Consider the following 22,943-nt stretch of genomic DNA (forward strand, 5'->3'; position numbering starts at 1 on the left):
TGAGCGAAAAATGGAAGAAGGCAAAGCATGATCAGCAAGGTACGCAATATCGGACCAGGAGCGCTGGTAACTGCCGCCTTTATTGGGCCGGGCACAGTAACGGCCTGTACAATCGCCGGGGCGAGTTTTGGCTATGCTTTGATTTGGGCGTTGGTGTTCGCCACCTTGGCCACTATCGTGTTGCAAGAAATGGCTGCTCGTCTTGGTGTGGTCACGCAAAAGGGTTTAGGCGAAACTCTGGCCGATCTGCTTGATAGCTCAATCTGGAAATGGCCTTTGATCGTTTTGGTTGGCCTTGCGCTCTATCTTGGTAACGCGGCGTATGAAGCGGGCAATCTGTCAGGAGCAGCTTTGGGGATCTCTGCGATTGCGGGCGAATCCGATGCAGTCTTCAAAGGTGCAGTACTGCTGATTGCGGTACTGGCCGCAGGACTATTGGTATCTGGCAGCTACAAGCATATTGAAAGGGTCTTGCTTGGGCTGGTTGCGATCATGGCAGCGTCGTTTGTAGCGGTGTTTCTAGTGGTTCGGCCGGACATGGGCGCTTTGCTGACTGGCGCGTTCGTACCGCAAATTCCATCAGGTGCATTGCTGACCGTTATTGCCCTGATCGGGACCACAATCGTGCCTTACAATCTGTTTCTCCACGCGTCCGCTGCCAAGGCAAAGTGGGCTGGCCCTGATGATCTGAAGACCGCGCGTGCCGACACCAGCATTGCCATTGGTATTGGCGGGATTATCGCGATCCTGATTGCATCGACCGCCGCGGCCAGCCTGTTTGCCGCAGGCATCTCTGTTGGCAGTGCAGCGGAGATGGCGGGGCAGTTCGAACCGTTGTTTGGTTCCAGCTCTAAATATCTGCTTGGCATAGGTTTGTTCGCAGCGGGCCTGACCAGTGCGATCACCGCGCCGCTCGCTACGGCCTTTGCCATGACCGAGATATTGCGTGTCGAAGGTGGGCAAAAATCATTCAAGTTTCGGGCAATTGCGCTCAGCGTTATTCTCATCGGAGCTGGTGTTGCACTCACCGGAATTCGCCCGATTGAGATCATCCTCACTGCGCAATTCGCCAATGGATTGCTGCTGCCAATTGTTGCGATCTTCCTGCTCTATGTGATGAATCAGAAAGCCGTACTTGGCCGCTTTGCCAATGGTACACTTGCCAATGTACTGGGCTTTGGCGTGGTGCTGATTGCGGCGGGGCTGGGCGTGCGTTTGATGCTGCTAACTGACCTGCTTTATGGTCCTATCAGCGTCATCTTCGCGTTTTTCTAGGCGTTCCAAATCACTCGGATGATCAATATCAGCCAGGAATTTAGGCGCAACTTCAATAAGCTGTGCCTGGCGAATTAGATCGCGCGCGCCCTGTTCTCCATCGCAAGAGACCAGTGCTGTGAAGTGTGAGAGTCCGAACAATGCTGGCGGCATGCGTGGACTCGAACTTTTGACGGAGCTGCGGGAGGCATAAAGAGCATTGGGCGCTGAGCATGCCGCAAGGCGTTTCAAGTGAGTGAGCGGCACGAATGGCATGTCAGCAAGCGCAATAAGCAGCGCCTCGGCCTTCGCCTCAGCGGCTAGTCTTGCCGCAAGAGCAACCGACGAGCCCATGCCGAGATCGGCATCTGGATTGACCGCGATTTGAAAGCCGTCTGCGTGCCAGCCATCGGCGCACGCGTGTTCATCGCTTGATGCAATGACTATGCGATGATCGGCGGGCAGGGCAGCTAGAGTATCGCTCGCATGGAGGCCCAGCATGGTGCCGTTCAATTCCGCAGACAGTTTGTCCGCTGCGCCAAAGCGCTGAGATTGCCCCGCCGCCAGCAGCGCGATCATTAGCCCGCCGTGACTATGCATCATGGCCCGCAAAATCAGCTGATTGATAGGCCTGCACGATTTCGCTTAACGCAGATAGCGCCAATGTCTCTGGATCGCGCGAGGAATGAAACATGCCAAGCGGGGCATTGATCGAAGCGATCGCGTCGGCGCTCACACCGCTGGCGAGCAACGCGTCGCTGCGCGCGCCGTGGGCTTTGCGGCTGCCCATTGCTCCGCAATAGAAATGCGGCAGTTCCAGCGCGCGAGCGAGCAGTTTTACTTCCCAATCATGGTCGTGAAATAGGAAAACAAAGGCGGTCCAGGGATCGCTAGTGAGCAGATGGATATCGCCGGTCCGGGTGAGCAATTGAGCCGGAGTGCCAAGGCTGGTGAGGCGCTCGCAGATCTCGGGATCGGGCGACAAAACGTCGCTGGCAATGTCCATCGCGCCTGCGAGCTTGACCAGCGCCTCAACACTGGCGCCATGCCCGATGACGCAAAGGCGTGGTCGAGGCCAATGGCCGAATATGCCTGTGTCGGATGCGACATCGGCTCGGGCTGCTTGCCAGCCGTCAATGCAAGCGATCTCACTGATGCTGATTTCCACGGTGAAGGGCGCTCGCGCGGTGATTGCTGCGGTGCACCGCTCGGTGAATTCCCTGTCCGCCAATGGTTGGAAATGCACATCGATCCCGCCGCCGCAGGGAAGGGTGATATCGATGTAACGCGAGCCTGCGCCAAAGCGGACAATGCGTGGTTTGCCCTGGCGCAGGGCCTCTAGCGCTTCAGCAACGACGGCGTTTTCGATGCACCCGCCAGAGAGCGATCCGGCAAAGCGTCCGTCTTCGCAAACTGCCATATGCGTGCCGGGGTTACGGATGGAGGGACCGTCGACCGCCATCACTGTCACAAGCGCGCAGACGCGGCCTTCGCGCTGCCGATCGCTCAGAAAGGCAAAGACCCGGTCGCGGTCCATTAGGCGTTTCTATTCAGCAGGCTGTTCGGGTTCGGCGACTTGTTCTGGCCCGGTCTCGCTGCTGGCCGCTTTGCCTGGCTCGGCTACGACAATTTGCTCGACCGGTTCCTGAACCTCTGACCCGCCACATCCGGCGAGTGAGAGTGCACTAACAGCTGTAATTGCTGCGATGAATTTGCGCATGTCTTGCCTCCTTAGCCAACGCTTATGCGAATTGCTTCGCGAACGGCATCTCGCGCAGGCGTGTGCCGCTAGCAGCAAAGATCGCATTGGCTAAAGCAGGCGCTGCGGGCGATGTACTCGGCTCACCCGCGCCGCCAATCGGCACGGTGCCGCTGTTGATGATCGCAACTTCTATGGCTGGTGTCTCGTCCATACGCAGCATTTGATAATCGTGGAAATTGCTCTGCTTGACGGCTCCGTCTTCCAGCTCAATTTCACCGTACATAGCCGCGGTTAGGCCGAACACGATCCCGCCCTCGATCTGATTACGGAAACCGTCAGGGTTCATGACATAGCCCGCATCCATTGCGGCCCAGACATTGAGCATTTTGGGGCGGCCTGAAGTCATGTCGACCTCGATTACCTCTGCGCCCACCGTACCGAAACTCTCGATGATGGCGACGCCCAGGCCAATGCCTTCTCCGCGCGGAGTGCTCCAATTGCTTATCTCGGCGACCTTTTCCAGCACGCCTTTGTGCCGTGCGGTGTTCGCACCGAGCATGTTGAGGCGGTATTCCAGCGGGTCCGCACCAGCGGCATTGGCGGCCTCGTCAATGAAGCTCTCAATGAAGAAACCCTGCTGTGAATGATCGACCGAACGCCATGCGGAAAATGGCAGGTGCAATGGCGCCTCCGCGACACGCACCGAAGTGTTGGCAATGTCGTAAATGCCAGGAACGCTTGCCTCCGCCGGGTCATGCCGCTGAGTGAAGATGTTGTTGTAAGCGACCAACCTGCCGCCTGCGTCAAGACCGCCTTTAAAGCGGCTCACATCTGCCGGTCGGTACAGCGCCTTTTGCGTGTCTTCCTCACGCGACCAGATCATCTTGATTGGATAGCCAGTGGCCTTCGCCACTCGCACTGCCATAGTCACATAATCATTCTCTAGCCGCCGCCCGAATGCGCCGCCCAGAAACGGGTGGTGCACGGTGACATCCTCGTCATCCATGCCTAGGGCTCCCGCGGCCGCGCTGCGCGCCCTGAGCGGCACCTGAGTGCTTGTCCAGATGTCGCACTTCTCCCCATCATCGGTGTCGCGCACCCATGCGGTGCAATTAACCGGTTCCATCGGAGCATGGGCAAGAAACGGAGCGGTGTATTCCGCCTCCAGCTTAGTTGTGGCATCGGCAAAAGCGCTTGCTGCATCGCCTTTGGACGCGGCTTGCTCCCCGCCGTCATCACCTGCTGCATCAATCGCGTCTCTGAAGGCTGCGAATTGATCGGCGGTTGTTTTGATCGAGCTTTCTGAGGCGCTGTATTCCGCCGTGATTGTGTTGAGCGCCTGCTGCGCGTTCCAATATCCATCGGCCACCACTGCGATGAAACTGCCCATGTTGAGGATCTGCTGCACACCCGGCATGCCTTTGGCGGCTTCCGCGTCCATGCTCGTTACCTTAGTGCCAGGTACCGGAGCACGGCGCACCGCCGCATAGGAAAGATCAGACAATTCCGCGCCGGGAATATTGGCGTCGATCCCGAAGTCGGCCTTGCCCATCACCTTCGCGGGAATGTCGGTCCGGCGCTTGCTCTTGCCCATCAGACGGTAATCTTTGGGGTCCTTCAGCCGTGGCGAGCTGTCCATTGGCTGATCAGCAGCAGCGGCTGCGAAATCAGAATAGGGCGCAGATTTGCCGCTGCCGCTATGGATCAGCGTGCTGTCGCGCGTGGTAATCTCGCTTAGCCGGTACGCCCCATTCATCGGCTGCTGCACCGATCAGCATCTTGCGCGCTGCCGCGCCTGCGATCCGCATTTGATATTGGCCGGTGGTGCGGATTGAGGAACTGCCTCCGGTGATCATAACGTCGGCCAATCGCCCGATCTGCGTGAACAGGCCGTCCCATGTCGGCTCAATCCAATCAGCGGCATTCATCGTGAACGGGGCGACGAACATGCGCGCGGCGTCGCTGACGATATAGCTGCCATCGGCGGGGGCTTGCATCACTTCGACTTTTGACCAATCGGCATCCAGCTCATCGGCCAGCATTTGCGCGAGCACGGAATGCGCGCCCTGACCCATTTCGCAGTGGGGGATGATCGCTGTCACCACATTGTCCGCCCCGACTTTTACCCAGCTGTTGACCAGCTCTTCGCCAGCACCGCCTGCGACCTTGGCTTTCAACTTGCCGACCGGATTGCCTGGGCGCACGCCAACCCCGATCAGCAATGCGCCGCCAGCCAGCACGCCAGCACCAATGAAGCCGCGACGGCTCCACTTGGCGGCTGCGCTGCGCTCAGTCTTTGCCGTAGGTTTCGCTGTTTCTTGCTCGCTCATGCCGCGCTCTCCTGCGCTTCGTCCTCGGATTGCGCGGTCTCCAGACCGGCGGCAACCTTAATAGCTTGGCGAATGCGTTTGTACGTTCCGCAGCGGCAGATGTTGCCGCTCATCGCAGCATCAATGTCTTCATCGCTCGGCTCAGGATTGTCACGCAGCAGAGCCGTCGCCGACATGATCTGGCCCGATTGGCAATATCCGCATTGTGGCACTTGCTCGCTGATCCAGGCTTGCTGAACCGCGTTCAGCTCGCCGTCTTTGCCTGCAACACCTTCAATCGTGGTGATCGCTCGGCCTTCAGCCGCGGAGAGCGGAGTGGAGCAGCTGCGCACAGGCTCTCCGTCGAGATGCACGGTGCAGGCCCCGCAAGCGGCGATCCCGCAGCCAAACTTGGTCCCGGTCATGCCCAGCTTCTCGCGCACGATCCACAGGATCGGCATATTGGGATCGGCATCCAGGCTGGTGGCTTGGCCGTTGATGGTGAACTCGATCATTCGTTTGGCTCCATTGGGGCGGGGGTTTGCTCGTGCCGCGCAGTACGTTTCAAAACACTACCAAATCTTGAGCGTCAGCGAAAGCCGCTCAGCCTTGCTCCCCTTGGCGGAGCCGCAATCCGTTTCATTCTGGCTAGCGAAAAGGAGATGGCTGTGAAAGCTAGGCATTGTAGTAATTCTCGTCTAGGCGGCGATCATTGGGGTCGACGCAATCTGGATTGTAGAGGATGTTCGAATATGAAGCGTAACGCATTGCTAGGCACTTTGGCCTTGGTGGGCCTTGTATCTGTTTCGGCTTGTGGTGGCGGCGCAGAAGAGGGCGGCTCAGCTCCTGTCGATTCAGAAACAGGTACGGTAGAGGCCGCCGTTGAAGCGCCAGTAGAGCCAACCGAAGCTGTCGCAAGCGTAGCCTTTGCTGATCTAACCGGTGACGCGGCTGCTGGTGAAAAGGTCTATGGCCTTTGCCGTTCATGCCACGTGCTTGAAGAGGGTGTGAACCGTGTTGGCCCATCATTGCACAGCATTGTTGGTAGCGTGTCCGGCTCGGTTGAAGGGTTCAACTACAGTGAAGCAAACGCCAACAGCAACATCACATGGACACCCGAAGAGCTCTTCACCTATCTGGAAAATCCACAAGGCGCTATGCCTGGCACACGTATGGCGTTCCCAGGGGTGAAAGATCCGCAAGATCGCGCTGACTTGATCGCTTATCTGCAAACCAACGGCGAGTAATCGCTAGCGCGGCGGGTCCGCTGAATTAGGATTTCGCCGCGCGGTTCAGCATTAGCACAGGGATCAGACCTGCGGCCAGGATCAAAAGGCTGGCGGTTGATGCCTCGGCCAGCTTTTCATCGCTGGCAAGCCGGTAGACCCGCGTGGCCAGGGTCTCGAGATTGAAGGGCCGCAAGATCAAGGTCGCGGGCAGCTCTCGCAGAGTGTCGATGAACACCAAAGCCGCTGCTGCCGCGAGGCTGGGCGTCAGCAGTGGGATATGGATCCGCCGCATGACCTCTCCCGGTCCCGCGCCGAGCGAACGGGCGGCGGCATCAAGCGATGGCGGGACTTTTTCAAACCCACCGCTGACCGAGTTGAAGGCGACGGTCAGAAACCGCACCGACAGAGCATAGATCAAAATCGCGCTGGTGCCCGCGAGCAGCAGGCCGTGTGTAAAGCCAAAGGTGTCGCGCGAGAAGCGGGTGATGGCTTGATCGAACACGCCCAAGGGGGCGAGCAATCCCACCGCTAGCAGCGCGCCGGGCAGGGCATAGCCCAATGTTGCCACCCGGATGGCAAAGCGGGTGATGCGGCTGTTCGAACGGCGCTGAGCAAAGGAGAGGATAACCGCCGCGACGGTGCAAACCAGCGCTGCGCTGATCCCCAGGGTAAGGCTGTCACTCGCGTAACTCCAAAGGGTCGCAGCGCTCATTTGATCGCCGGTATCGAGCGCCAAAACCACGAGATGTGCAGCCGGAATGCCGAAGCCTAGCAGCACGGGCAGGGCGCAGAAAATGAGCGCTAGCGCCTGTTGCCAGCTATTTAGCGCAACCAAGGCTTCATCCGATCGGGCGGCATCGCGGCTGTCCGTGCGTCCTCGTGCAGCTGCTTGCCTCAAGCACCACCAGCGCAATCACGAAGACCAGCATAAATGCCGCGAGTTTGAGCGCTAATTGCTTGTCACCCATCGCCAGCCAACTGCGGAAAATGCCGGTGCTGAAGGTCGGAATCGCGAAATATTCAGCAACACCGAAATCGGCCAAAGTCTCCATCAGGACAAGCGCGAGACCGCCAGCGATGGCGGGCCGTGCGGCTGGCAAGGCGACGCGAGTGAAGGCACGCAGGGGAGCTGCGCCGAGGCTGCGAGCAGCGCGAAACTGCCCGAGACTTTGCGCGGAAAAGGCCGCGCGAGCGAGCAGATAGACGTAGGGGTAAAGCACAAGGCTCAGGATCAGCGCCGCGCCGGGCAGTGAGCGGATTTGAGGGAAACTGTATTCTCCCAAACTCCAGCCAGTTATTGTGCGCAGGGCGCTTTGCACCGGGCCTGTGAACGAGAGTAGGTCGGCATAGATATAGGCGGCAATATAAGCGGGCACGGCAAGCGGCAGCACCAAGGCCCAAGCCAATATTCGCCTGCCGGGAAAGCGGGTCGCACTGATTAGCCATGCGGTGCCGACCCCGATAACGCCCGCGATCAAAGCGGCTAGCAGCATCAGCGCGCTGGTGTTGATCAGATAATCGGAGAGGATGGTGGAGGCGAGCTCAACCAGACTAGCGATCCCGCCACTTGGTGCAGAAACCACAATGGTGAGGATCGGAATCGCCGCCAGAACTGCGATGATCCAGGCGCCTAGCGACCAACGATCTAGCACCCCAAGGCTCGTTGATGCGGCGGGCGAGAGGCCCGCGCCATCTCCCTTCGCGGTTGCGCGCGGCAAAGCATTGAGCCTAAGGCGGCTCAACGCAACTGGCCCGGAATGAAGATTTGAGCCTCGAATTTCGCCATATCGCCCATGCTTACGGTAACACGAGGGCGTTAAAAGACATCAGCTTCACAGCGCCCCAAGGAGAGATCACGTGTCTGCTTGGATCGTCGGGCTGTGGCAAGTCTACATTGTTGAATCTCACCGCCGGATTGCTGCCTGTGCAACAAGGCAGCGTGCATATTGGCGGCCAATTACTGGCCGATGAGAGCCACTCTCCGCCTCCAGAAAAGCGCCCCGTCGGGCTGGTGTTTCAGGATGGCGCCCTGTTTCCGCATATGACGATCGCGCAAAATGTCGCCTTTGGCCTGCCGAAATCGGGCGGCGGCAGCGATGTGATCGAAGAATGGCTGGAGCTGGTCGGTCTGGCCGGGCTGGGCGAACGCTATCCGCATGAGCTTTCTGGCGGGCAGCAGCAGCGGGCAGCCTTGGCCCGGGCGATGGCGCCAGAGCCGCAGGTGCTGCTGATGGATGAGCCATTCGCCAGCGTTGATATTGTGTTGCGGAAAAGCCTGCGACGGGAATGTCGAGCTTTGCTGCGCCAGCGCGGGGCGACGGTCATCATGGTGACGCATGATCCGGAAGAGGCGCTGGATATTGGCGACCAAATCGTTGTCATGGATCGCGGGCGGATTGCACAATTTGGCACCCCGCAAAAGCTTTATGATACGCCGAGCAGCGCGCAAGTTGGCGCGATCTTCGGCGGCGCTCAGGTGATTTCTGGTGGGCGCGCGGGAGGCGGGATTGTGACCGCGTTCGGCACGTGGCCTCCCTCCGCTGTGGTGGGGGATATGCCGGATAGCTTGAAACTTGAGCTGCTGCTCCGCGCGGATGGCTTCGAAGTGACAAGCGCGGATGAGGGGGGCGGATTGGTGGTTCGCGACATTCGCCGCACGGGCGCAAACACGCAAATCGTGCTCGCCAATGATGGCGGGAAAGAGCTGACCATTGAGCATGCCGAAGGCGAAATGCCTGTCATTGGCGAGCAGGTGGCAGTTAAGCCGCGCGCGGCAAGCGTTATAGCATTTGCGGCCGCGCCAACGGCGGATTGATCGCCGCCATGTCATCAAGGCTTGCGGAATTAAATTATAATGCTAATCAATCGCAATAAGGCATTCAAGGAAACATAATGGCTAAGCGATTTTGGGGCGGCGCGCTCACAGCAATTCTGGCGGGCGCGCTCGCGGCGTGCTCTGGGACGAGCGGTGATAGCGAAGCGTCCGACGGCGTCGAGATCACTGGTGAAGTGAATCTCTATTCCTCGCGTCACTACGACACTGATTTGGCCCTGTATGACGATTTCACCCGCGAAACCGGTATTCGCGTGAACCGGATTGAAGCAGGCGCAGATGCTCTGATCGAGCGGATTGTCAGCGAAGGCGAATTTTCCCCGGCGGACCTTTTGGTTACCGTCGATGCGGGCCGCCTATGGCGGGCCGAAGAAGCAGGCATATTGTCTGCTGCACAGTCCGATGTGCTGACCGAACGCCTGCCGGAATATTTGCGGCACCCGGACGGTCTTTGGTTTGGCCTTTCCACCCGTGCCCGCGTGATCATCTACAATAAGGCGGCAGGCGAACCGCAGGGCCTGGCTAGCTATGAAGATCTGACCGACGCTGCCTATAAAGGCGCGATCTGTGTTCGCTCGTCTTCGAACATTTACAATATCTCGCTGCTGTCCAGCATGATCGCCAACAATGGCGCAGAGGCCGCAAAGGACTGGGCCACCGGCGTGGTTGCCAACTTTGCCCGCCCGCCGCAAGGCAATGACAGCGCCAATATCGAAGCGGTTGCCTCGGGCGAATGCCGCATCTCGATCGTCAATTCCTATTATCTCGCGCGCTATGCAGCAGAGGACGCGGAAAACCCAGAAGTGCTGGAAGCCATTGGAGTGATCTTCCCCAATCAGGAAACCACCGGCACGCATATCAACATTAGCGGCGCAGGCGTGCTCCAACACGCTCCCAACCGTGAGAATGCGATCCGCTTCCTCGAATATCTGACCGAGGAAAGCGCGCAGCAATATTTCGCCAACGGCAACAATGAATATCCGGCGGTCTTGAGTGTTGCTGCGTCATCTGCAGTGGAGGGCCTGGGCGAGTTTAAGCCAGACACGCTGAACGCGGCGGAGATCGGCAAAGGTCAAGCGCAAGCGGTGCGGATTTACGACCAAGCCGGTTGGAACTGATTTGCGGTGTGACAACGCGCTTCAGGCTTAGGGTACCCCGCTAAGGCTGCGCCCACATCCTTAGCAGATTGGCGATGCTCTTATCGAGCGTTAGTGCTAGGGCAGGATCGGTGCCGTCCGCTGCACGCAGGCTGGCGCGCAGATTATCGAGATCAAACAATAGCTCGCGCTGCGGCCCGTCCGCGATCAAGCTCTCGATCCAACCGACACAGACATGCCGAGTGCCCGAGGTGACCGGACGCACTTCATGAATGCTGGTCGACGGGTACAACACCAGCTGGCCCGCTTCGCCTGCAATCTCTTGCGTCGCGCCGGCATTGTGAATCGCCAGTTCGCCGCCCTCATATTGGTCGCGCGGGGTCAGAAACAGAGTGAAGGACAGGTCGCTGCGCATCCGGCCTTCTCCTTTCCCCATCAGCGCATTGTCGATATGCGCGCCGTAATGGCCGCCGTTTTCCGTCTTGCTGACAATCAGATGCGAGAATCGCCGGGGCCGTGCGCCCGCTAGCAGGATCGGATTTTCGACGATATGCGGCAACAGCGTTTGGCGCAGCGCCTGGCCAGCCTCATTGCTCATCACCGCTTGTTGATTGACCTTGACCGCACTGGCTCGCTTACCAGCCGTGCTGCGCCCATCTTGCCAGGTTAGCTCGCCCAGTTGCGTGGTGATGGTGTCCAGAATTTGCTGGTCTGTAATCGCGGATATCGACAAGATCATTGAGAGTTGGGCCCGATAGTGAGTTGCACAAGCGCGGCGTGCGGCTAGTGTCTCAAGCATAGAATTGCGCGAAAGGCGAGACAATGAATTCCAAGCTGAAATTGTGGACCGGATTGGGCGTGGCAACCGCGCTGATGGGCAGCGGGCTGGCAGGATGCGCTGGGGAAGGCGGCGAGGGCGGTGAAGGCGATGAAGCAGCACAAACCGGAGAAGCTGGCACTGGCGGCGAGGCTGGTGAAGGCGGTGAAGCAGCTGGAGGCGAAGGTGAAGGCGGCGAAGCGGGAGCGGATGTTGGCGCGCTTGAACTGCCCAATCGCCTTGCTTTCATGTCCGGCCATGTCGCAGCGGGCCTCGCTCTATACCGGGCAGGCGATGCTGAGGCTGCGGCTCCGCATTTGCTCCACCCGGTTTCCGAAACTCATGCCTCTGAGCGCGCGGGCTTAGAGGAACTTGGGTTCGATCCGGCACCGTTTGAGGCGGTGTCAATCGCGCTTGAAGAGGGCAGACCAGCGGCGGAAATTGAACCGCAATTGGCGGCGGCTGAGGCAAACCTTCGCGAAGTGCGCGGCAAGGCTGGCGGCGATGAGGTAGAGGTCATTCGTTTTCTGATGGATACAGCCGTGGCTGAATACAGCGTCGCGGTCTCTGGTGGGAAAGTCACCGATTCAGCTGAATACCAGGACGCATGGGGTTTTACCCGTGTGGCTTGGCAAATGGCCGCAGATCTCGACACGCCGCGCGCCGAGGATGTGCGCACGCAGCTCACCGCTATGCTCGCGCTCTGGCCAGAGGAAGGGCCGATCCCGCCTGCTGATCCTGCGCCCGCTGGGCAAGTCTCTGCGCTCGCATCAAAGGTTGCTTTGGCCCTACCGCAACCTGCGTCCTGAGCTGTTCGGTTACACTGCCGTCCCAAGACTGACTTTCAGGAGTGAACGCTAAACTCACTTGAAGAGCGCCGATCAAACCGCCAAATGCGCCGCCAAGACACATTCGGCGTATCGTGCGCCAAGGCTGCGCCATACCTGGCGGCTGGCCATTCTATTTGATTTATCGAGGCCCTAATTGACCGAGCTCATTTTAGATCGCGATCAGTTCACCGAAAGCGGCGCGCTTTCCGTTGAGACCGTCACCTATGTCCATCACTGGACGGATAGCCTGTTCACATTGCGGATCACGCGGCCTGCGGCTTTCCGTTTTCGTTCGGGCGAATTCATCATGATTGGCCTGCCGGGCGACAATGGCAAACCACTGCTGCGCGCCTATTCCATGGCCAGTCCGAGCTATGAGGAAGAGATCGAGTTTCTCTCAATCAAAGTGCAAGATGGCCCGCTGACCTCACGGCTCCAGCATATCAAGGTCGGCGATCCGATTTATCTTGGCAAGAAGCCAACCGGTACGCTTGTGACGGATGCTCTGTTGCCGGGCAAGCGGCTGTTCATGCTCTCGACGGGCACAGGCCTTGCGCCGTTTATGAGCCTCGCCCGTGATCCAGAGATCTACAATCTGTATGACGAGATTTTCATCATTCACTCTGTGCGCCAGGTGAATGAGTTGGCTTATCGCGAGCTGCTGGAAAGCCAGCTTGAAGGCGATCCCCTGCTGGAAGACGAAGACCGCAAACGGTTCCATTACATCCCTACTGTCACGCGTGAGGATTTTCACACCACCGGGCGGATCGGGACGCTGATCGACAGCGGCAAACTGTTTGAAAAGAGCAATGGTCCCAAGCACTTTGTGCCTGAGGAAGACCGGGTGATGCTGTGCGGCAGCATGGCGATGATCAAGGATCACGCTGCTGATCTGGAAGAGCGCGGCTTTACCGAAGGCAGCAATTCTCAGCCAAACCAGTTCGTGATTGAGCGCGCGTTTGTCGGCTAAACGATGGCTTCGCGCCGTTTAGGCACGTAGTCAGACGGGCCGATCAGTCGGTCTGCAAATTGCGATATTGACCGCCATAATACAGCAGCGGATCATGATCCGTGGTGAATCGCACTCGTGTGATTTCACCGATCAGGATCAGGTGATCGCCGCCATCATGGACGGCGTGCTTGCGGCATTCGAAGTTCGCCAGCGCATCGTGAATGATCGGCACCCCATGCTCGCAGGTGTCAAACGCGATCTCGGAAAAGCGGTCCGTCCCTTTGGTGGCAAACAGGGTGGATATGTGCTGTTGATCCGCGCGTAGGACATTGATCGCAAAGTGATCGCTCGCCTCCAACGCGCTGGTGGTCGAGGCGCTGCGCGCTGGGCACACCAGCAACAGAGGGGGGTCAAGGCTGACCGAAGTGAAGCTGTTGGCGGTGAGGCCCACCGGCTCCCCATTGTCGCCCAGCGAAGTGACCACAGTGACGCCGGTTGCAAACGTGCCAAGCGCATCGCGCAGGATGCGCGGATCAGAGCCAGAGCGATATTCGGTGTGGGAAGGCGACTTCATGTGTCAGCGTATGTGCGTGCACCCCATTCATTTTGCAAGCGCGCACTGGCACTCATGCGAATTTCGCAAGGCAATTATGGCTTTGTGGTCTTTACAAAATCCGTGCGTACGGCATGAATTGCAATCAGCAACTTGAATGATAATCGGGAAGAGGAACACCAATGCTCAATGTCGCCCACCGCACCGCTTACAATGATGATCACGAGGCGTTTCGCGGCACTGTTCGTAAAGTCCTGAGCGAGCATATGGAGCCATTCCTTGACCAGCATGAGGAAGAGGGTGTGGTCCCGCGCGAGGCGTGGAAGGCCTTGGGAGACGCGGGGATGCTGTGTCCCACGGTCTCAGAAGATAATGGCGGCTTGGGGCTCGATTTCGGCTTTAACTGCGTGATTGCAGAAGAGCTTGCCTATCTGGGAACATCCGCCGGTTTCACTTTGCAAAACGATATCACAGTCAATTATTTTGAACGACTGGGCAGCGATGAACAGCGCGCGAAATATATGCCTGGCATGATCTCTGGCGATATCATTACCGCGATTGCGATGACGGAGCCGGGCGCGGGCAGCGATCTGCAAGGTATCCGCACAACGGCGGTGGAAGACGGCAATCACCTCGTCATCAACGGCTCAAAAACCTATATTACCAACGGCCAGAACGCCGATGTTGTGATCGTTGTTGCTAAGACCAATCCGAGCATGGGTGCCAAGGGTACTTCGCTGATCCTGGTCGATGCGGACACGCCGGGGTTTGAGCGCGGGCGCAATCTCGACAAGATTGGCCAGCATTCCGCCGACACATCAGAGCTGTTCTTTACCGATGCACGCGTGCCCAAGACCAATATTTTGGGCGGGGAAGGGCGCGGCTTCATCCATCTGATGGAGGAGCTGCCACAGGAACGCCTCAGTATTGCGGTCTCGGCCATGGGCGGCGCGCAGCGCGCCTTTGATGAAGCGGTGACTTTCACAAAAGACCGCAAGGCCTTTGGCAAGACCGTGTTCGAGTTCCAGAACACTAAGTTCACGCTCGCGGACCTTCAGGCGAAGCTGCAGGTAGGCTGGGCACATTTGGACTGGGCGATTAAGCGTCATCTGGCCGGAGAGCTGACTACGGACGAGGCCAGCGCGGCCAAACTGTGGCACACCGAAATGCAATGGGAATGCGTCGACACTGCGCTGCAATTGCACGGCGGGGCGGGCTATATGAATGAATATGCGATAGCGCGGTTGTGGCGCGATGCGCGTGTTCAGCGGATTTACGGCGGCACCAGCGAGATCATGAAAGAAGTGATCAGCCGCTCCATTTAAAGGACAAAGCCTGATGTCAGGCCCACTCGATTTTAGCGGTAAACTTGTCCTCGTGATCGGTGGATCAGGCGGGATCGGCAATGGCATTGCACAATCGTTTCGTAAGCGCGGGGCCGAAGTGCATGTTACCGGCACGCGGCCCGACGCGGGCGATTATCTGGAGGCGGAAGACAGTGATTTCACTGAGCTTACCTACCATCAGCTTGATGTGACGGACCGCGATGCAGTGAACGCTTTGCCAGATGAGGTTCTCGAACCCGATGTGCTGATCCAGTGCCAAGGGCTTGTGCGATATGAGCGCCAGGAATTCGCCCAGAAAGGCTGGGACGATGTGGTTGATGTGAACCTCAATTCGGTGATGGATGTTGCGCGCGTCTTCCATGCCGCTTTGGCTGGTAAGGGCGGAACGATGATCGTTATCTCCTCTATCGCTGCGTTCAATGCAGTGATCGGAAACCCGGCCTATGCGGCGTCTAAGGCCGGAGCTGCGAGCCTTGTGAAAACCTTAGGCGTGGCTTGGGCGCGAGACGGCATTCGCGTGAATGGGATCGCGCCGGGACTGGTCCCCACCAAGATGACTTCGGTGATGACCGACCATCCCGAGCGATTGGAAGCGATGGTGAGCGGCATTCCCATGCGGCGAACTGGCACACCAGAGGATATGGCTTAGCGCCGCCCTGTTCCTTGCCTCGCCATTGTCGAGCTACATGACGGGCCAGACCTTAGTCGTAGATGGCGGGCTGACTTTGTCGTGAAACCTTGCAGATTTACGAGCCGAAATGCCCCCTAATTCTCCGAATATGACAAGATCGCTGTAGCGGTCAAAAACACGTCATGAATGCGTCACAAGTCGCCGCCATCCCATGCTTCAATGTGAAGCGGGGTGGTCGTGGACGTCATCAACATCTTTCTGACGAACGATCTGGCTGAAAACCAGGACGACTTTGTCCATGGCGACCGCCAATTCACCTTTGACCGGCTCTATGCCGATGGCCCGCGGCGCCTAGTAGAAGGGCCTATGTGGGCCTTTATCGATTGGGTGATGGACGATCTGGCGGGTCTGGAAATGTGCCGCCGGTTGCGCGCCGATCCGCGTACGCGTGAGGCGCATGTGACTATGGTGCTCGAACAAGATGACCATGATGACCGCCGCCGCGCCCTAAAGGCCGGGGCGCATGATTACATGATCGGGCCGATTGACCGCACAAAGGTGCTCGACCGGGTGCTGGCGCTGCAATCGCGTCAGAACGATCGGCACGCGGCGCGTTTGTTTGAAACTGGCGATTTGTCGATTGATATGGCGGCCTTGCAAGCGCGGTGGGATGGAGAGGTCATTTCCCTGCGCCCCAATGAATTTCGCCTGCTGCGCTTTCTCGCAGAGAACCCCAACCGGGTACTCAGCCGAGATGACTTGATCAACGGGCTGGGCAAGCGCGAGCCGCCCATTGATGAGCGCACGGTCGATGTCTGGATTGGCCGGTTGCGGCGTGCGATCAAGCAGGCGGGCGGGGGCAACCCGCTGCGCACGGTGCGCTCGCGCGGTTATGTTTTTGATCTGCCCTGATCATCTAACGCCACAAAAAACCCACAAAAAGGGCCGCTCTGGCTTCCCAAAGCGGCCTCTCTAGTGACTGAGCAATCCGGGGAGAGGTGGACCGCTCAGCGCGCTTAGAATTCGGTTTTGATCCCGATTGAGAAAGAGGTGCCGACATCATAGCTGTTGATGTCGATCCGGTTGTTCGAGTTTTCCTGAAACTCCAGATTGTCGCGACCAAAGATGTTGCGCACCTCCAGCTCCAGCTCGAACGGTTGGCCGAACATCCCGACCTCAGAGCGCGCGACTATATCGACGGTCAAGCCGGGGTCCTCGACGATGTCAGGGCGCTGGAATCCGCGCGTGGTCACCCGCTGGCTCGCGTAGTTGAACAGCACGGTGAACTGCTGGACCTTCTCCGTGTCCTCGATCCCGATAGAGAAGTTGGCGATGTGATCGGATTGCCCGACCAGAGGGTCACCATCATCGAACAAGAGCGACGCGTTGGTCTCGCCGCCCGGTGGCACGAAGGTCACATCAGCCGGATCAACCGAGATCTGCGACTGGGTGTAGGTGTAGTTCGCAAGAAACAGCAATTGCTTGGTTTCAAAGAAGCTACCGCCCCAATTGTAGAGGTCGATCCCGTAAACCAGGTCGATCTCGGCGCCGTAAAGCTCTGCCTTGGGCGCATTGGCAAAACTGGTCACAAGATCGCCAGCGGTTGAGAAGATGAAGGCTTCGATTGGGTTGTCGATTTCCTTGTAGAAGCCCGCGATGCTGATCCGGTCAGAGCCGCTGATGTAATATTCGGCGCGCGCCTCCAGATTGAACAGCTCGCTGTCGGTCAGGAAGGGGTTGCCGCGAAATTCGCGGTTCGATTCCGGATCGAAATAGGTCTGCTCCACCAGCTCGCGAAATTGCGGCCGGGCAATGGTTTTGGAGGCGGCAAGGCGCAACTGCAAATCCTCGACCGGCTCCCACGTGATCGTGGTGCCCGGCAGGAAGTAATCTTCGGCCAGATTGGTTGGCGTCGCGCCGACGATCGGCGTGGTGAAGATAGTCTGATCGAGCGCAACCGTCTGCGTCGCATCCTCATAGCGGACGCCAAATTCCATCGTCAGCCTGTCAGTCGGCAGGAAGCGGATAATGCCGTATCCGGCCTGTGTTTCGAGCGCTGCGTCAAAGACGGGAAACGGGCTTGTCTCGTCCAGGCGAACGTTGAAGCCAGCCAATGTCGCTCCATTGATGAGGTCGCCCGGACGGCGCAGACCGAGGATTGGCACCAGGCTGTCGTCTAGCACATCGCCTTCGATCAGCGGGCTGAACTCTCGGCTGGAGGAACGGCGGTCAGTGTCGCTATAGGCGTATCCTGCGGTCAGCTCGAGCGTGTCGGTGACTTCGTAAGAGACGTCGACACTACCGAACAGCAGTTCCTCCTGAAGATCATCGAAGGCGATGGTCGTCAGGCCCGTGTCCGACAAGCGGTTGAGATAGGCTACGAAGAATTCGCCAAGCGGGTCCTCGGCAAAGTTCGTCCGGGTGTAGCGAACATTGGCGTTGAACGGTGCCTCGCGATCAGTGCGGGCATAGCCAGCGCGCACATCAAAGTCGAAACGGTCAAAATCGAACTCGCCGACAAATTGTGTGTCGATCAGCTGCCGCTCAAACCAGGCCGTTTGCTGGTTGGCAAAATCAAATCCGGTCTCGCCGAAAAGGAAATTTGTGCCTTGCTCAAGCCGCGCGGTTTTCAGCGTGTCGCGGATGTACAGGTTGGTCCATCGCAAGGTGTGGGGGCCGAGGTCGAGGCCAAAACTGAGTAGGCCGTTCACCAGAACATTGTTGTCAGTGATGAAGGTCGTGAAGTCTTCCGTGACCGTGGCCAGGTCAGGCGTGGCAAACTGGCTGCGCACGTTGCGGTTGCGCCAATTGTTCTTGATCGATGCGGTGGCGATTATGCCGAGGTAATTGTCGCCGCCCAGCTCAATCGAGGTGCCGCCCGTTATCGATGCGGAAAAGTTCGCTGGCAGTGTGTCATTGCGCTGCAATGTGACGAGATTGGTCGGCAGGATCTGCCCCGCAACCCCTTCTTGAACCTCAATCGAGGTGTCTTCGATCCGGTCTCCGCTGGCAAAGAAAGCGGCCAGATTGGATGGTATATCGCGGTTGCCATTGTCGAAACCGAACGGGTCGAGATCAGAGCCAAAATAGGTGAGTCCATCTTGGAAGGTGGTCTCTGTGTCTCCGCCGGTGCTGAAGCTGAAGCTGAGGAAATCCTCTGCCGGCACGGCGCGCGTGGTCAGGTTGATCACACCGCCGCCAAACTCGCCAGGGAAGTTCGCAGAGTAGGTTTTCTGCACCAGAGAGGACGCAACCACGCTGGTCGGAAAAATATCGAGCGGGACAACACGGCTGAGCGGTTCCGGGCTCGGCAGGGGCAGGCCATTGAGCAGCGCGAGAGAATAGCGATCTCCCAGACCGCGCACGAATACGCGGCCATCACCGACCAACGACAGGCCAGTTACCCGGCCCAGCGCGCCGGCAATATCGCTCTCACCGGTGCGCGCGATGTCTTCTTCGGACAATACGCTGAGCACTTGGGTTGAGGCGCGCTGCGGGTCGCGGTTGCGGCGCCCGGTGACGATAATGCCGCCGCCCGGCACAGACACGTCCGGCTGCTGTTCTTGCGCCTCTTGTTCTTCTTCGCTCTCGACTGTCTCGTCATCCGCTTCAGTTACCGGAGACTGCTCAACCTCTTGCGCAGCGGCGAATGCTGGGAACGTCAGCGCGGTTGTGAAGAGCAGCGTGCCTACGAGGCGCTTGCCAATTGGCATGATATTAGACCCCCTCATGAAATCAGGTCTGAAACTGTGATGAGCCAGATGCATGGCTCTTAGATTGTGAGAAGGGAGGCGCCGGAGATCTTGACCAGATCACAGCACCTCCCTTTCGCATTTAAGGCGTCCGATCAGTAGACAGGCAGCGAGGTGCAAGCCCCGGTGGTGCTACCGAAATCAAGCGTGCCGGAATTGCAGGTCCAGTTGCCGAAGCGGGTATCCGCAGCATCTGGAACCGCGCCGACGAATGTTTCCGCTGTGAAGAAGCTGGAGAGGGCGGTTGGATCGAACGCGGCAACGCCGGTTTCATTGGTGCCGTTGACGATCCCGGTCAGTGAGATGGTGAAGGCGACGTTGTTGTTCGTGCCGCCATCGACCAATGCCTGAACCTCTGCATCGCTCACGCCAGAATCGCCGCGAACAGGCCGCGCCGCATCACAATCGCCGACTACCGAGTTGAAACTAGGCGGGACATCGCGAGTGAAGGTCTCGTCGATGCGCAGGCAAGTCTCGTCATTGGTGTCGATCACGCCATTGGCGAGATTGAGCGCTGCGCCGCCGCGCGCACGGATCGCTTGCGAGTTTGAGCCGGAGCGTTCGAGGAAGGTGAAGTTTGCCACCTGAAGCACGGTGCGTGGGCGGGCGTTGACGGAGAAGTCTGCATCGGGCGAGTCGAGTTCAATCAGGCTGTCACCGCCAGAAGTGCGCTGAGCCACTACGACAAACTGCAGGTTGGCCTGAGCGCCTGTGTCGACGTCGATCGAGTCGTCGTCTGCGCCAACGGCCACAACATTGGTCATGTTCACTGCGCCGCCGAAGAATTCCATGCCATCGTCCGAGCTGTTGAACGACATGAAGTTTGCGAGCGTGGTTCCGCTGCCGATGCCGCCAGTGGTCAGCGATTGCAGCTCATCACCTGGCGCAAGGCTGAAGCCGGAGAAGCGGATTTGGTTGTAGTTCATCTCGCCAGAACTGTCCGCACTGTCGCCGCCGCCAAAATTGGTAGCAACTGTGGTGCCCTCGAGCGATTGCTCGCAGGTCGGGTTGGCATTCGGATTGGCATCGGTGTTGAACACACCGGTTGCGCAGTCTGAGACTGGCGCGCGGCCTAGGAGAACAATGCCGCCCCATTGGCCGGTTGAGTTGTCATCGCTGAGGCCGAGGACATTGTCGCGGCTGGTCCAGACGATTGGACGCTCAGCCGTGCCGACGGAGTTCAACGCATTGCCGCGGTTGACGACCAGGAACGAACGGCCGGTCGAACCGAACACGATAACGCCGTCAGCAACCGTCAGCGTTACGTTCGTGCCGGTGCTAGCAAAGCCTTGGTCTGTGCCGACATCGACGCGGCCGGGCAGAGCGTACAGCAGGCCGTCCACGAATGGCAGGGTGTCATCGGCATCGATCAGCGCGGGTAGTTCGCACACGCGGTATTCGCCGGTTGGACCAGTGATCGTGCCAGCATCGGTAAGGCCGCCAGTTGAGTTGATCGTTGGGCAGCCAGCCGCCGGTGTGACGGTTCCGCCGCCGGTCGGCGGTGTGGTGGTGGGCGCTGGGGTTGGCGCGGGGTTATTGATGATGATGTCCCCAGAGGTGCCGGGTGAGACGATTTCATCGCCGCCGCAGGCAGCCAAAGCAGCGAGGCTGCAACCAAGAACGAGAGTACGAGACATATTTTTCACAGCGAGCGGTCCCCTTAAAAACCGAAGAATCGATTGAGCGCAGAGGTTGCGTTCGGGGACTCCGCTAGGCAGCGATCATGACGGAATTGCTTCGAATATGACGCTTCGGTTTCTTTGACCGAACTATGACAAAAAAAAGATGTTTGTGTCTTTTTCGACAGATTTTGCGTTACCTCAAGGTGATAAAAGTTGTAAAATTTGTCGTTTTAAAACAGATGGAAAGCGGATCGCGTTACAGAAAAATGACAATATGACATTTTTATTGCGATTTGGGGTGTGGCGGCGCATCTTCTCATCATTCGAGAAGGAGAGAGCCGTGTTCATCACTTCAGCATTGGTTGCTGCGTCTTTGACAGCAAGTCCTGTCACATCTGAGGCCATTGCAAGGCAGGTAGAGCCTGATTTGCAAGCCGCACATTTGGTCGCTGGCCGTAATGCTGATGCGATTGCCGAACTGGAAGCGATCCGCTCTCATGATGCCGCACAACTGATCAATCTGGGCATCGCCTATGCCAGACAGGGCGATGAAGAGCGCGCACGCTCTTTGTTTAGAGCTGCGGCCGCCAGCAGTGATCGTATTGAAATCGACACGGCCAATGGCACGGCAACCGATTCGCGCCGACTCGCTCGCAAGGCACTGCGAATGCTCAAAAATGACGAATTTGCGCCAGCTTCGACTGAACGTTTCGCCAATCGTGTGACATTGAACGAGTGAACCGTTCGGTTGGCCTTGTCGCCTAGCCAGTATTTCCAACACTTCATCGCACAAAACGACGCAATTGGGCGGGTTCGATAGGCCCCCTGATTGCTTTCGTGTTTGCAACCGGTCCAATCTATCGCTTAATCATAGGCGTTAACTTTAATTGCTACGCAATATTTTGCCTTGATAAGGGTATGGTCTGCGTAAATGTCACTTGCTTGTCATGTACTATGAGCAAGGGGGTGTGATTGGAGGGTTTTGGATGATTCTCGCTCGTTTGGGCATGGCCGGTGCCGCTGCTGCGCTTGCCCTAACAACTGCACCCGCGCAGGCGGACGTGCTGCAAATCGATGCTGACGGTGCCCGCTGGGTCACCGGCGCACGGGCGGTGGCGATCACCCAAAATCCTGAATTCTCTACCTCTGGCGAGGTTGCTGATCTCGATGCTATGATCGTACCGGACGGCATTATTGCCGATCCTTCGCGCCATGCCTTGGGTGTGCCAGCAATGTATGCCGACACCATTCAAAGCCTGTCTGTGCGGTTCGATCTCAGCCCATCGCTGCTGGAGGCACTGGTTTGGCAAGAGAGCCGTTGGCGTCCCAATGCAGTGTCGCATGCGGGCGCGCGGGGCCTCGCGCAATTGATGCCGGGCACCGCTAGATATCTGGGCGTGGACCCGGATGATCCGTTTCAAAACCTTGAGGGCGGGGCGCGCTATCTGCGCGAGCAACTCGATCGTTTTGACGGAGATCTCGAAAAAGCATTGGCCGCATACAACGCTGGACCCGGACGGGTAGAACGTGCGGGCGGCGTTCCAAACATTCGTGAGACGAAACTCTATGTCGCGGCCATCATGGGCCGATTGGCTTCGCACTCGCGCATCGATACGCAACCTTTTTAACCATGACGTCGTACACGCGGCACCTAAGGACAAAGCAGAACACGAATGAGAACATCAATGTCGTTACTTCTTCGCATGCCAGCCATGATGATGGCTCGGATTGCGACCTTTATCGCTCTGATGCTGGCACCCGTTGCTGCGCATGCTCAGCAGGTTGCTGACCCGCAAGGTTCCGGCCCGATCGTCGCGGCGCTGGGCTGGTTGCAAGGTACGCTGCTGGGCAATGTCGCGACCGCGATTGCAGTGATGGCTGTCGCAGCGGTTGGCTTTATGATGCTGACTGGCCGCATGAATTGGCGCTTTGGCGCGACCGTAATCATCGGCGTGTTCATTCTGTTCGGCGCATCGACCATCGTTGCTGGCATTCAAAGCGCGGCGGCCTGAGGCA

At 58.4% G+C, this 22,943-nt stretch carries 23 protein-coding genes and 1 pseudogene; 12 read left to right on the top strand and 12 right to left on the bottom strand.

What is annotated here, in order from left to right; genetic code table 11:
* Positions 1-27 precede the first annotated feature (27 nt).
* The gene (locus AC0V6Z_RS08575) at positions 28-1,275 is read left to right on the top strand and encodes an Nramp family divalent metal transporter (RefSeq protein WP_472638112.1); all 1,248 of its coding nucleotides are present in this window, start codon (positions 28-30) and stop codon (positions 1,273-1,275) included.
* Here AC0V6Z_RS08575 and AC0V6Z_RS08580 read toward each other — a convergent pair.
* The 6 genes from AC0V6Z_RS08580 to AC0V6Z_RS08605 are packed head-to-tail and all read right to left on the bottom strand — an operon-like array spanning position 1,225 to position 5,780.
* Complete coding sequence (locus AC0V6Z_RS08580; RefSeq protein WP_472638113.1) at positions 1,225-1,833, bottom strand: nucleotidyltransferase family protein; 609 nt, start codon at positions 1,831-1,833, stop codon at positions 1,225-1,227. The two genes, AC0V6Z_RS08575 and AC0V6Z_RS08580, sit on opposite strands and share 51 nt — an antisense overlap.
* Before the next feature lie 13 nt (positions 1,834-1,846).
* On the bottom strand, positions 1,847-2,791 hold the full coding sequence (locus AC0V6Z_RS08585; protein WP_472638114.1) for an XdhC family protein: 945 nt from the start codon (positions 2,789-2,791) through the stop codon (positions 1,847-1,849).
* 9 nt (positions 2,792-2,800) lie between these two features.
* Positions 2,801-2,974, bottom strand: coding sequence for a hypothetical protein (locus tag AC0V6Z_RS08590; RefSeq protein ID WP_472638115.1), 174 nt, complete (start codon positions 2,972-2,974; stop codon positions 2,801-2,803).
* Between the two features lie 22 nt (positions 2,975-2,996).
* Positions 2,997-4,712, bottom strand: coding sequence for a xanthine dehydrogenase family protein molybdopterin-binding subunit (locus AC0V6Z_RS08595; RefSeq protein ID WP_486176466.1), 1,716 nt, complete (start codon positions 4,710-4,712; stop codon positions 2,997-2,999).
* Complete coding sequence (locus AC0V6Z_RS08600) at positions 4,654-5,286, bottom strand: molybdopterin cofactor-binding domain-containing protein (protein ID WP_472638117.1); 633 nt, start codon at positions 5,284-5,286, stop codon at positions 4,654-4,656. Before AC0V6Z_RS08600 ends, AC0V6Z_RS08595 begins: the two co-directional genes overlap by 59 nt.
* The gene (locus tag AC0V6Z_RS08605) at positions 5,283-5,780 is read right to left on the bottom strand and encodes a (2Fe-2S)-binding protein (RefSeq protein ID WP_472638118.1); all 498 of its coding nucleotides are present in this window, start codon (positions 5,778-5,780) and stop codon (positions 5,283-5,285) included. The genes AC0V6Z_RS08600 and AC0V6Z_RS08605 overlap by 4 nt, the downstream gene beginning before the upstream one ends.
* A 237-nt stretch (positions 5,781-6,017) precedes the next feature.
* Here AC0V6Z_RS08605 and AC0V6Z_RS08610 point away from each other — a divergent pair, with 237 nt between their 5' ends.
* Positions 6,018-6,512, top strand: a complete 495-nt coding sequence (locus AC0V6Z_RS08610; RefSeq protein WP_472638119.1) for a c-type cytochrome — start codon at positions 6,018-6,020, stop codon at positions 6,510-6,512.
* A gap of 25 nt (positions 6,513-6,537) precedes the next feature.
* Here the strand turns inward: AC0V6Z_RS08610 and AC0V6Z_RS08615 are convergent, their stop codons facing one another.
* Complete coding sequence (locus AC0V6Z_RS08615) at positions 6,538-7,329, bottom strand: ABC transporter permease (protein WP_472638120.1); 792 nt, start codon at positions 7,327-7,329, stop codon at positions 6,538-6,540.
* 4 nt (positions 7,330-7,333) lie between these two features.
* Positions 7,334-8,212 carry an ABC transporter permease gene (locus AC0V6Z_RS08620; protein WP_472638121.1) on the bottom strand — a complete coding sequence of 293 codons (879 nt, stop codon included), beginning with the start codon at positions 8,210-8,212 and terminating at the stop codon, positions 7,334-7,336.
* A 47-nt stretch (positions 8,213-8,259) separates the two neighbouring features.
* Here AC0V6Z_RS08620 and AC0V6Z_RS08625 point away from each other — a divergent pair, with 47 nt between their 5' ends.
* Together AC0V6Z_RS08625 and AC0V6Z_RS08630 are read left to right on the top strand one after the other, a co-directional pair.
* Complete coding sequence (locus AC0V6Z_RS08625) at positions 8,260-9,309, top strand: ABC transporter ATP-binding protein (protein ID WP_472638122.1); 1,050 nt, start codon at positions 8,260-8,262, stop codon at positions 9,307-9,309.
* Positions 9,310-9,386: 77 nt separating this feature from the next.
* Positions 9,387-10,445 carry a Fe(3+) ABC transporter substrate-binding protein gene (locus AC0V6Z_RS08630; protein ID WP_472638123.1) on the top strand — a complete coding sequence of 353 codons (1,059 nt, stop codon included), beginning with the start codon at positions 9,387-9,389 and terminating at the stop codon, positions 10,443-10,445.
* 40 nt (positions 10,446-10,485) lie between these two features.
* Here AC0V6Z_RS08630 and AC0V6Z_RS08635 read toward each other — a convergent pair whose 3' ends face one another.
* Positions 10,486-11,163, bottom strand: coding sequence for a Fe2+-dependent dioxygenase (locus AC0V6Z_RS08635; protein WP_472638124.1), 678 nt, complete (start codon positions 11,161-11,163; stop codon positions 10,486-10,488).
* Positions 11,164-11,246: 83 nt separating this feature from the next.
* Between AC0V6Z_RS08635 and AC0V6Z_RS08640 the strand changes: the two genes are divergently transcribed.
* Both AC0V6Z_RS08640 and AC0V6Z_RS08645 read left to right on the top strand, forming a co-directional pair.
* On the top strand, positions 11,247-12,050 hold the full coding sequence (locus tag AC0V6Z_RS08640) for a hypothetical protein (RefSeq protein ID WP_472638125.1): 804 nt from the start codon (positions 11,247-11,249) through the stop codon (positions 12,048-12,050).
* A gap of 175 nt (positions 12,051-12,225) precedes the next feature.
* Positions 12,226-13,041, top strand: coding sequence for a ferredoxin--NADP reductase (locus AC0V6Z_RS08645; RefSeq protein ID WP_472638126.1), 816 nt, complete (start codon positions 12,226-12,228; stop codon positions 13,039-13,041).
* A gap of 43 nt (positions 13,042-13,084) precedes the next feature.
* On the opposite strand, the gene AC0V6Z_RS08650 is transcribed toward AC0V6Z_RS08645, so the two are convergent.
* Positions 13,085-13,597: a flavin reductase family protein gene (locus AC0V6Z_RS08650; protein WP_472638127.1), complete on the bottom strand. Its 513-nt coding sequence runs from the start codon at positions 13,595-13,597 to the stop codon at positions 13,085-13,087.
* A 161-nt stretch (positions 13,598-13,758) separates the two neighbouring features.
* Between AC0V6Z_RS08650 and AC0V6Z_RS08655 the strand changes: the two genes are divergently transcribed.
* The 3 genes and pseudogenes from AC0V6Z_RS08655 to AC0V6Z_RS08665 all read left to right on the top strand — a co-directional run bounded on the left by AC0V6Z_RS08655 (position 13,759) and on the right by AC0V6Z_RS08665 (position 16,465).
* Positions 13,759-14,901 carry an acyl-CoA dehydrogenase family protein gene (locus AC0V6Z_RS08655; RefSeq protein ID WP_472638128.1) on the top strand — a complete coding sequence of 381 codons (1,143 nt, stop codon included), beginning with the start codon at positions 13,759-13,761 and terminating at the stop codon, positions 14,899-14,901.
* Positions 14,902-14,914: 13 nt separating this feature from the next.
* Positions 14,915-15,656 (top strand): annotated as a pseudogene (locus AC0V6Z_RS08660) (SDR family NAD(P)-dependent oxidoreductase).
* Between the two features lie 134 nt (positions 15,657-15,790).
* On the top strand, positions 15,791-16,465 hold the full coding sequence (locus tag AC0V6Z_RS08665) for a response regulator transcription factor (RefSeq protein ID WP_472638129.1): 675 nt from the start codon (positions 15,791-15,793) through the stop codon (positions 16,463-16,465).
* Between the two features lie 104 nt (positions 16,466-16,569).
* Here AC0V6Z_RS08665 and AC0V6Z_RS08670 read toward each other — a convergent pair whose 3' ends face one another.
* Both AC0V6Z_RS08670 and AC0V6Z_RS08675 read right to left on the bottom strand, forming a co-directional pair.
* A complete protein-coding gene (locus tag AC0V6Z_RS08670; protein ID WP_472638130.1) occupies positions 16,570-19,266 on the bottom strand; it encodes a TonB-dependent receptor domain-containing protein in 2,697 nt (898 codons plus the stop codon).
* Between the two features lie 134 nt (positions 19,267-19,400).
* Positions 19,401-20,942, bottom strand: a complete 1,542-nt coding sequence (locus tag AC0V6Z_RS08675) for a hypothetical protein (protein WP_472640876.1) — start codon at positions 20,940-20,942, stop codon at positions 19,401-19,403.
* 154 nt (positions 20,943-21,096) lie between these two features.
* On the opposite strand from AC0V6Z_RS08675, the gene AC0V6Z_RS08680 reads away from it, so the two are divergent.
* The 3 genes from AC0V6Z_RS08680 (at position 21,097) to AC0V6Z_RS08690 (ending at position 22,939) form a co-directional block, all read left to right on the top strand.
* Positions 21,097-21,666: a hypothetical protein gene (locus AC0V6Z_RS08680; protein WP_472638131.1), complete on the top strand. Its 570-nt coding sequence runs from the start codon at positions 21,097-21,099 to the stop codon at positions 21,664-21,666.
* Positions 21,667-21,913: 247 nt separating this feature from the next.
* The gene (locus tag AC0V6Z_RS08685) at positions 21,914-22,555 is read left to right on the top strand and encodes a lytic transglycosylase domain-containing protein (protein ID WP_472638132.1); all 642 of its coding nucleotides are present in this window, start codon (positions 21,914-21,916) and stop codon (positions 22,553-22,555) included.
* Between the two features lie 84 nt (positions 22,556-22,639).
* Entirely contained in the window at positions 22,640-22,939 is a 300-nt protein-coding gene (locus AC0V6Z_RS08690; protein WP_472640877.1) for a TrbC/VirB2 family protein, read from the top strand.
* The last annotated feature ends 4 nt before the right edge of the window (positions 22,940-22,943 follow it).

The sequence above is a fragment of the Erythrobacter sp. SN6-5 genome, assembly GCF_057364945.1.

Bases quoted from the DNA above. Each gene is read 5' to 3' on its own strand.
- AC0V6Z_RS08685 (WP_472638132.1), top strand. From the start codon at position 21,914: ATGATTCTCGCTCGTTTGGGCATGGCCGGTGCCGCTGCTGCGCTTGCC.
- AC0V6Z_RS08670 (WP_472638130.1), bottom strand. From the start codon at position 19,266: ATGCCAATTGGCAAGCGCCTCGTAGGCACGCTGCTCTTCACAACCGCG.
- AC0V6Z_RS08690 (WP_472640877.1), top strand. From the start codon at position 22,640: ATGATGATGGCTCGGATTGCGACCTTTATCGCTCTGATGCTGGCACCC.
- AC0V6Z_RS08610 (WP_472638119.1), top strand. From the start codon at position 6,018: ATGAAGCGTAACGCATTGCTAGGCACTTTGGCCTTGGTGGGCCTTGTA.
- AC0V6Z_RS08580 (WP_472638113.1), bottom strand. From the start codon at position 1,833: ATGATCGCGCTGCTGGCGGCGGGGCAATCTCAGCGCTTTGGCGCAGCG.
- AC0V6Z_RS08675 (WP_472640876.1), bottom strand. From the start codon at position 20,942: ATGTCTCGTACTCTCGTTCTTGGTTGCAGCCTCGCTGCTTTGGCTGCC.
- AC0V6Z_RS08595 (WP_486176466.1), bottom strand. From the start codon at position 4,712: ATGAATGGGGCGTACCGGCTAAGCGAGATTACCACGCGCGACAGCACG.
- AC0V6Z_RS08585 (WP_472638114.1), bottom strand. From the start codon at position 2,791: ATGGACCGCGACCGGGTCTTTGCCTTTCTGAGCGATCGGCAGCGCGAA.
- AC0V6Z_RS08640 (WP_472638125.1), top strand. From the start codon at position 11,247: ATGAATTCCAAGCTGAAATTGTGGACCGGATTGGGCGTGGCAACCGCG.
- AC0V6Z_RS08650 (WP_472638127.1), bottom strand. From the start codon at position 13,597: ATGAAGTCGCCTTCCCACACCGAATATCGCTCTGGCTCTGATCCGCGC.
- AC0V6Z_RS08605 (WP_472638118.1), bottom strand. From the start codon at position 5,780: ATGATCGAGTTCACCATCAACGGCCAAGCCACCAGCCTGGATGCCGAT.
- AC0V6Z_RS08630 (WP_472638123.1), top strand. From the start codon at position 9,387: ATGGCTAAGCGATTTTGGGGCGGCGCGCTCACAGCAATTCTGGCGGGC.
- AC0V6Z_RS08590 (WP_472638115.1), bottom strand. From the start codon at position 2,974: ATGCGCAAATTCATCGCAGCAATTACAGCTGTTAGTGCACTCTCACTC.
- AC0V6Z_RS08635 (WP_472638124.1), bottom strand. From the start codon at position 11,163: ATGATCTTGTCGATATCCGCGATTACAGACCAGCAAATTCTGGACACC.
- AC0V6Z_RS08575 (WP_472638112.1), top strand. From the start codon at position 28: ATGATCAGCAAGGTACGCAATATCGGACCAGGAGCGCTGGTAACTGCC.
- AC0V6Z_RS08600 (WP_472638117.1), bottom strand. From the start codon at position 5,286: ATGAGCGAGCAAGAAACAGCGAAACCTACGGCAAAGACTGAGCGCAGC.
- AC0V6Z_RS08655 (WP_472638128.1), top strand. From the start codon at position 13,759: ATGCTCAATGTCGCCCACCGCACCGCTTACAATGATGATCACGAGGCG.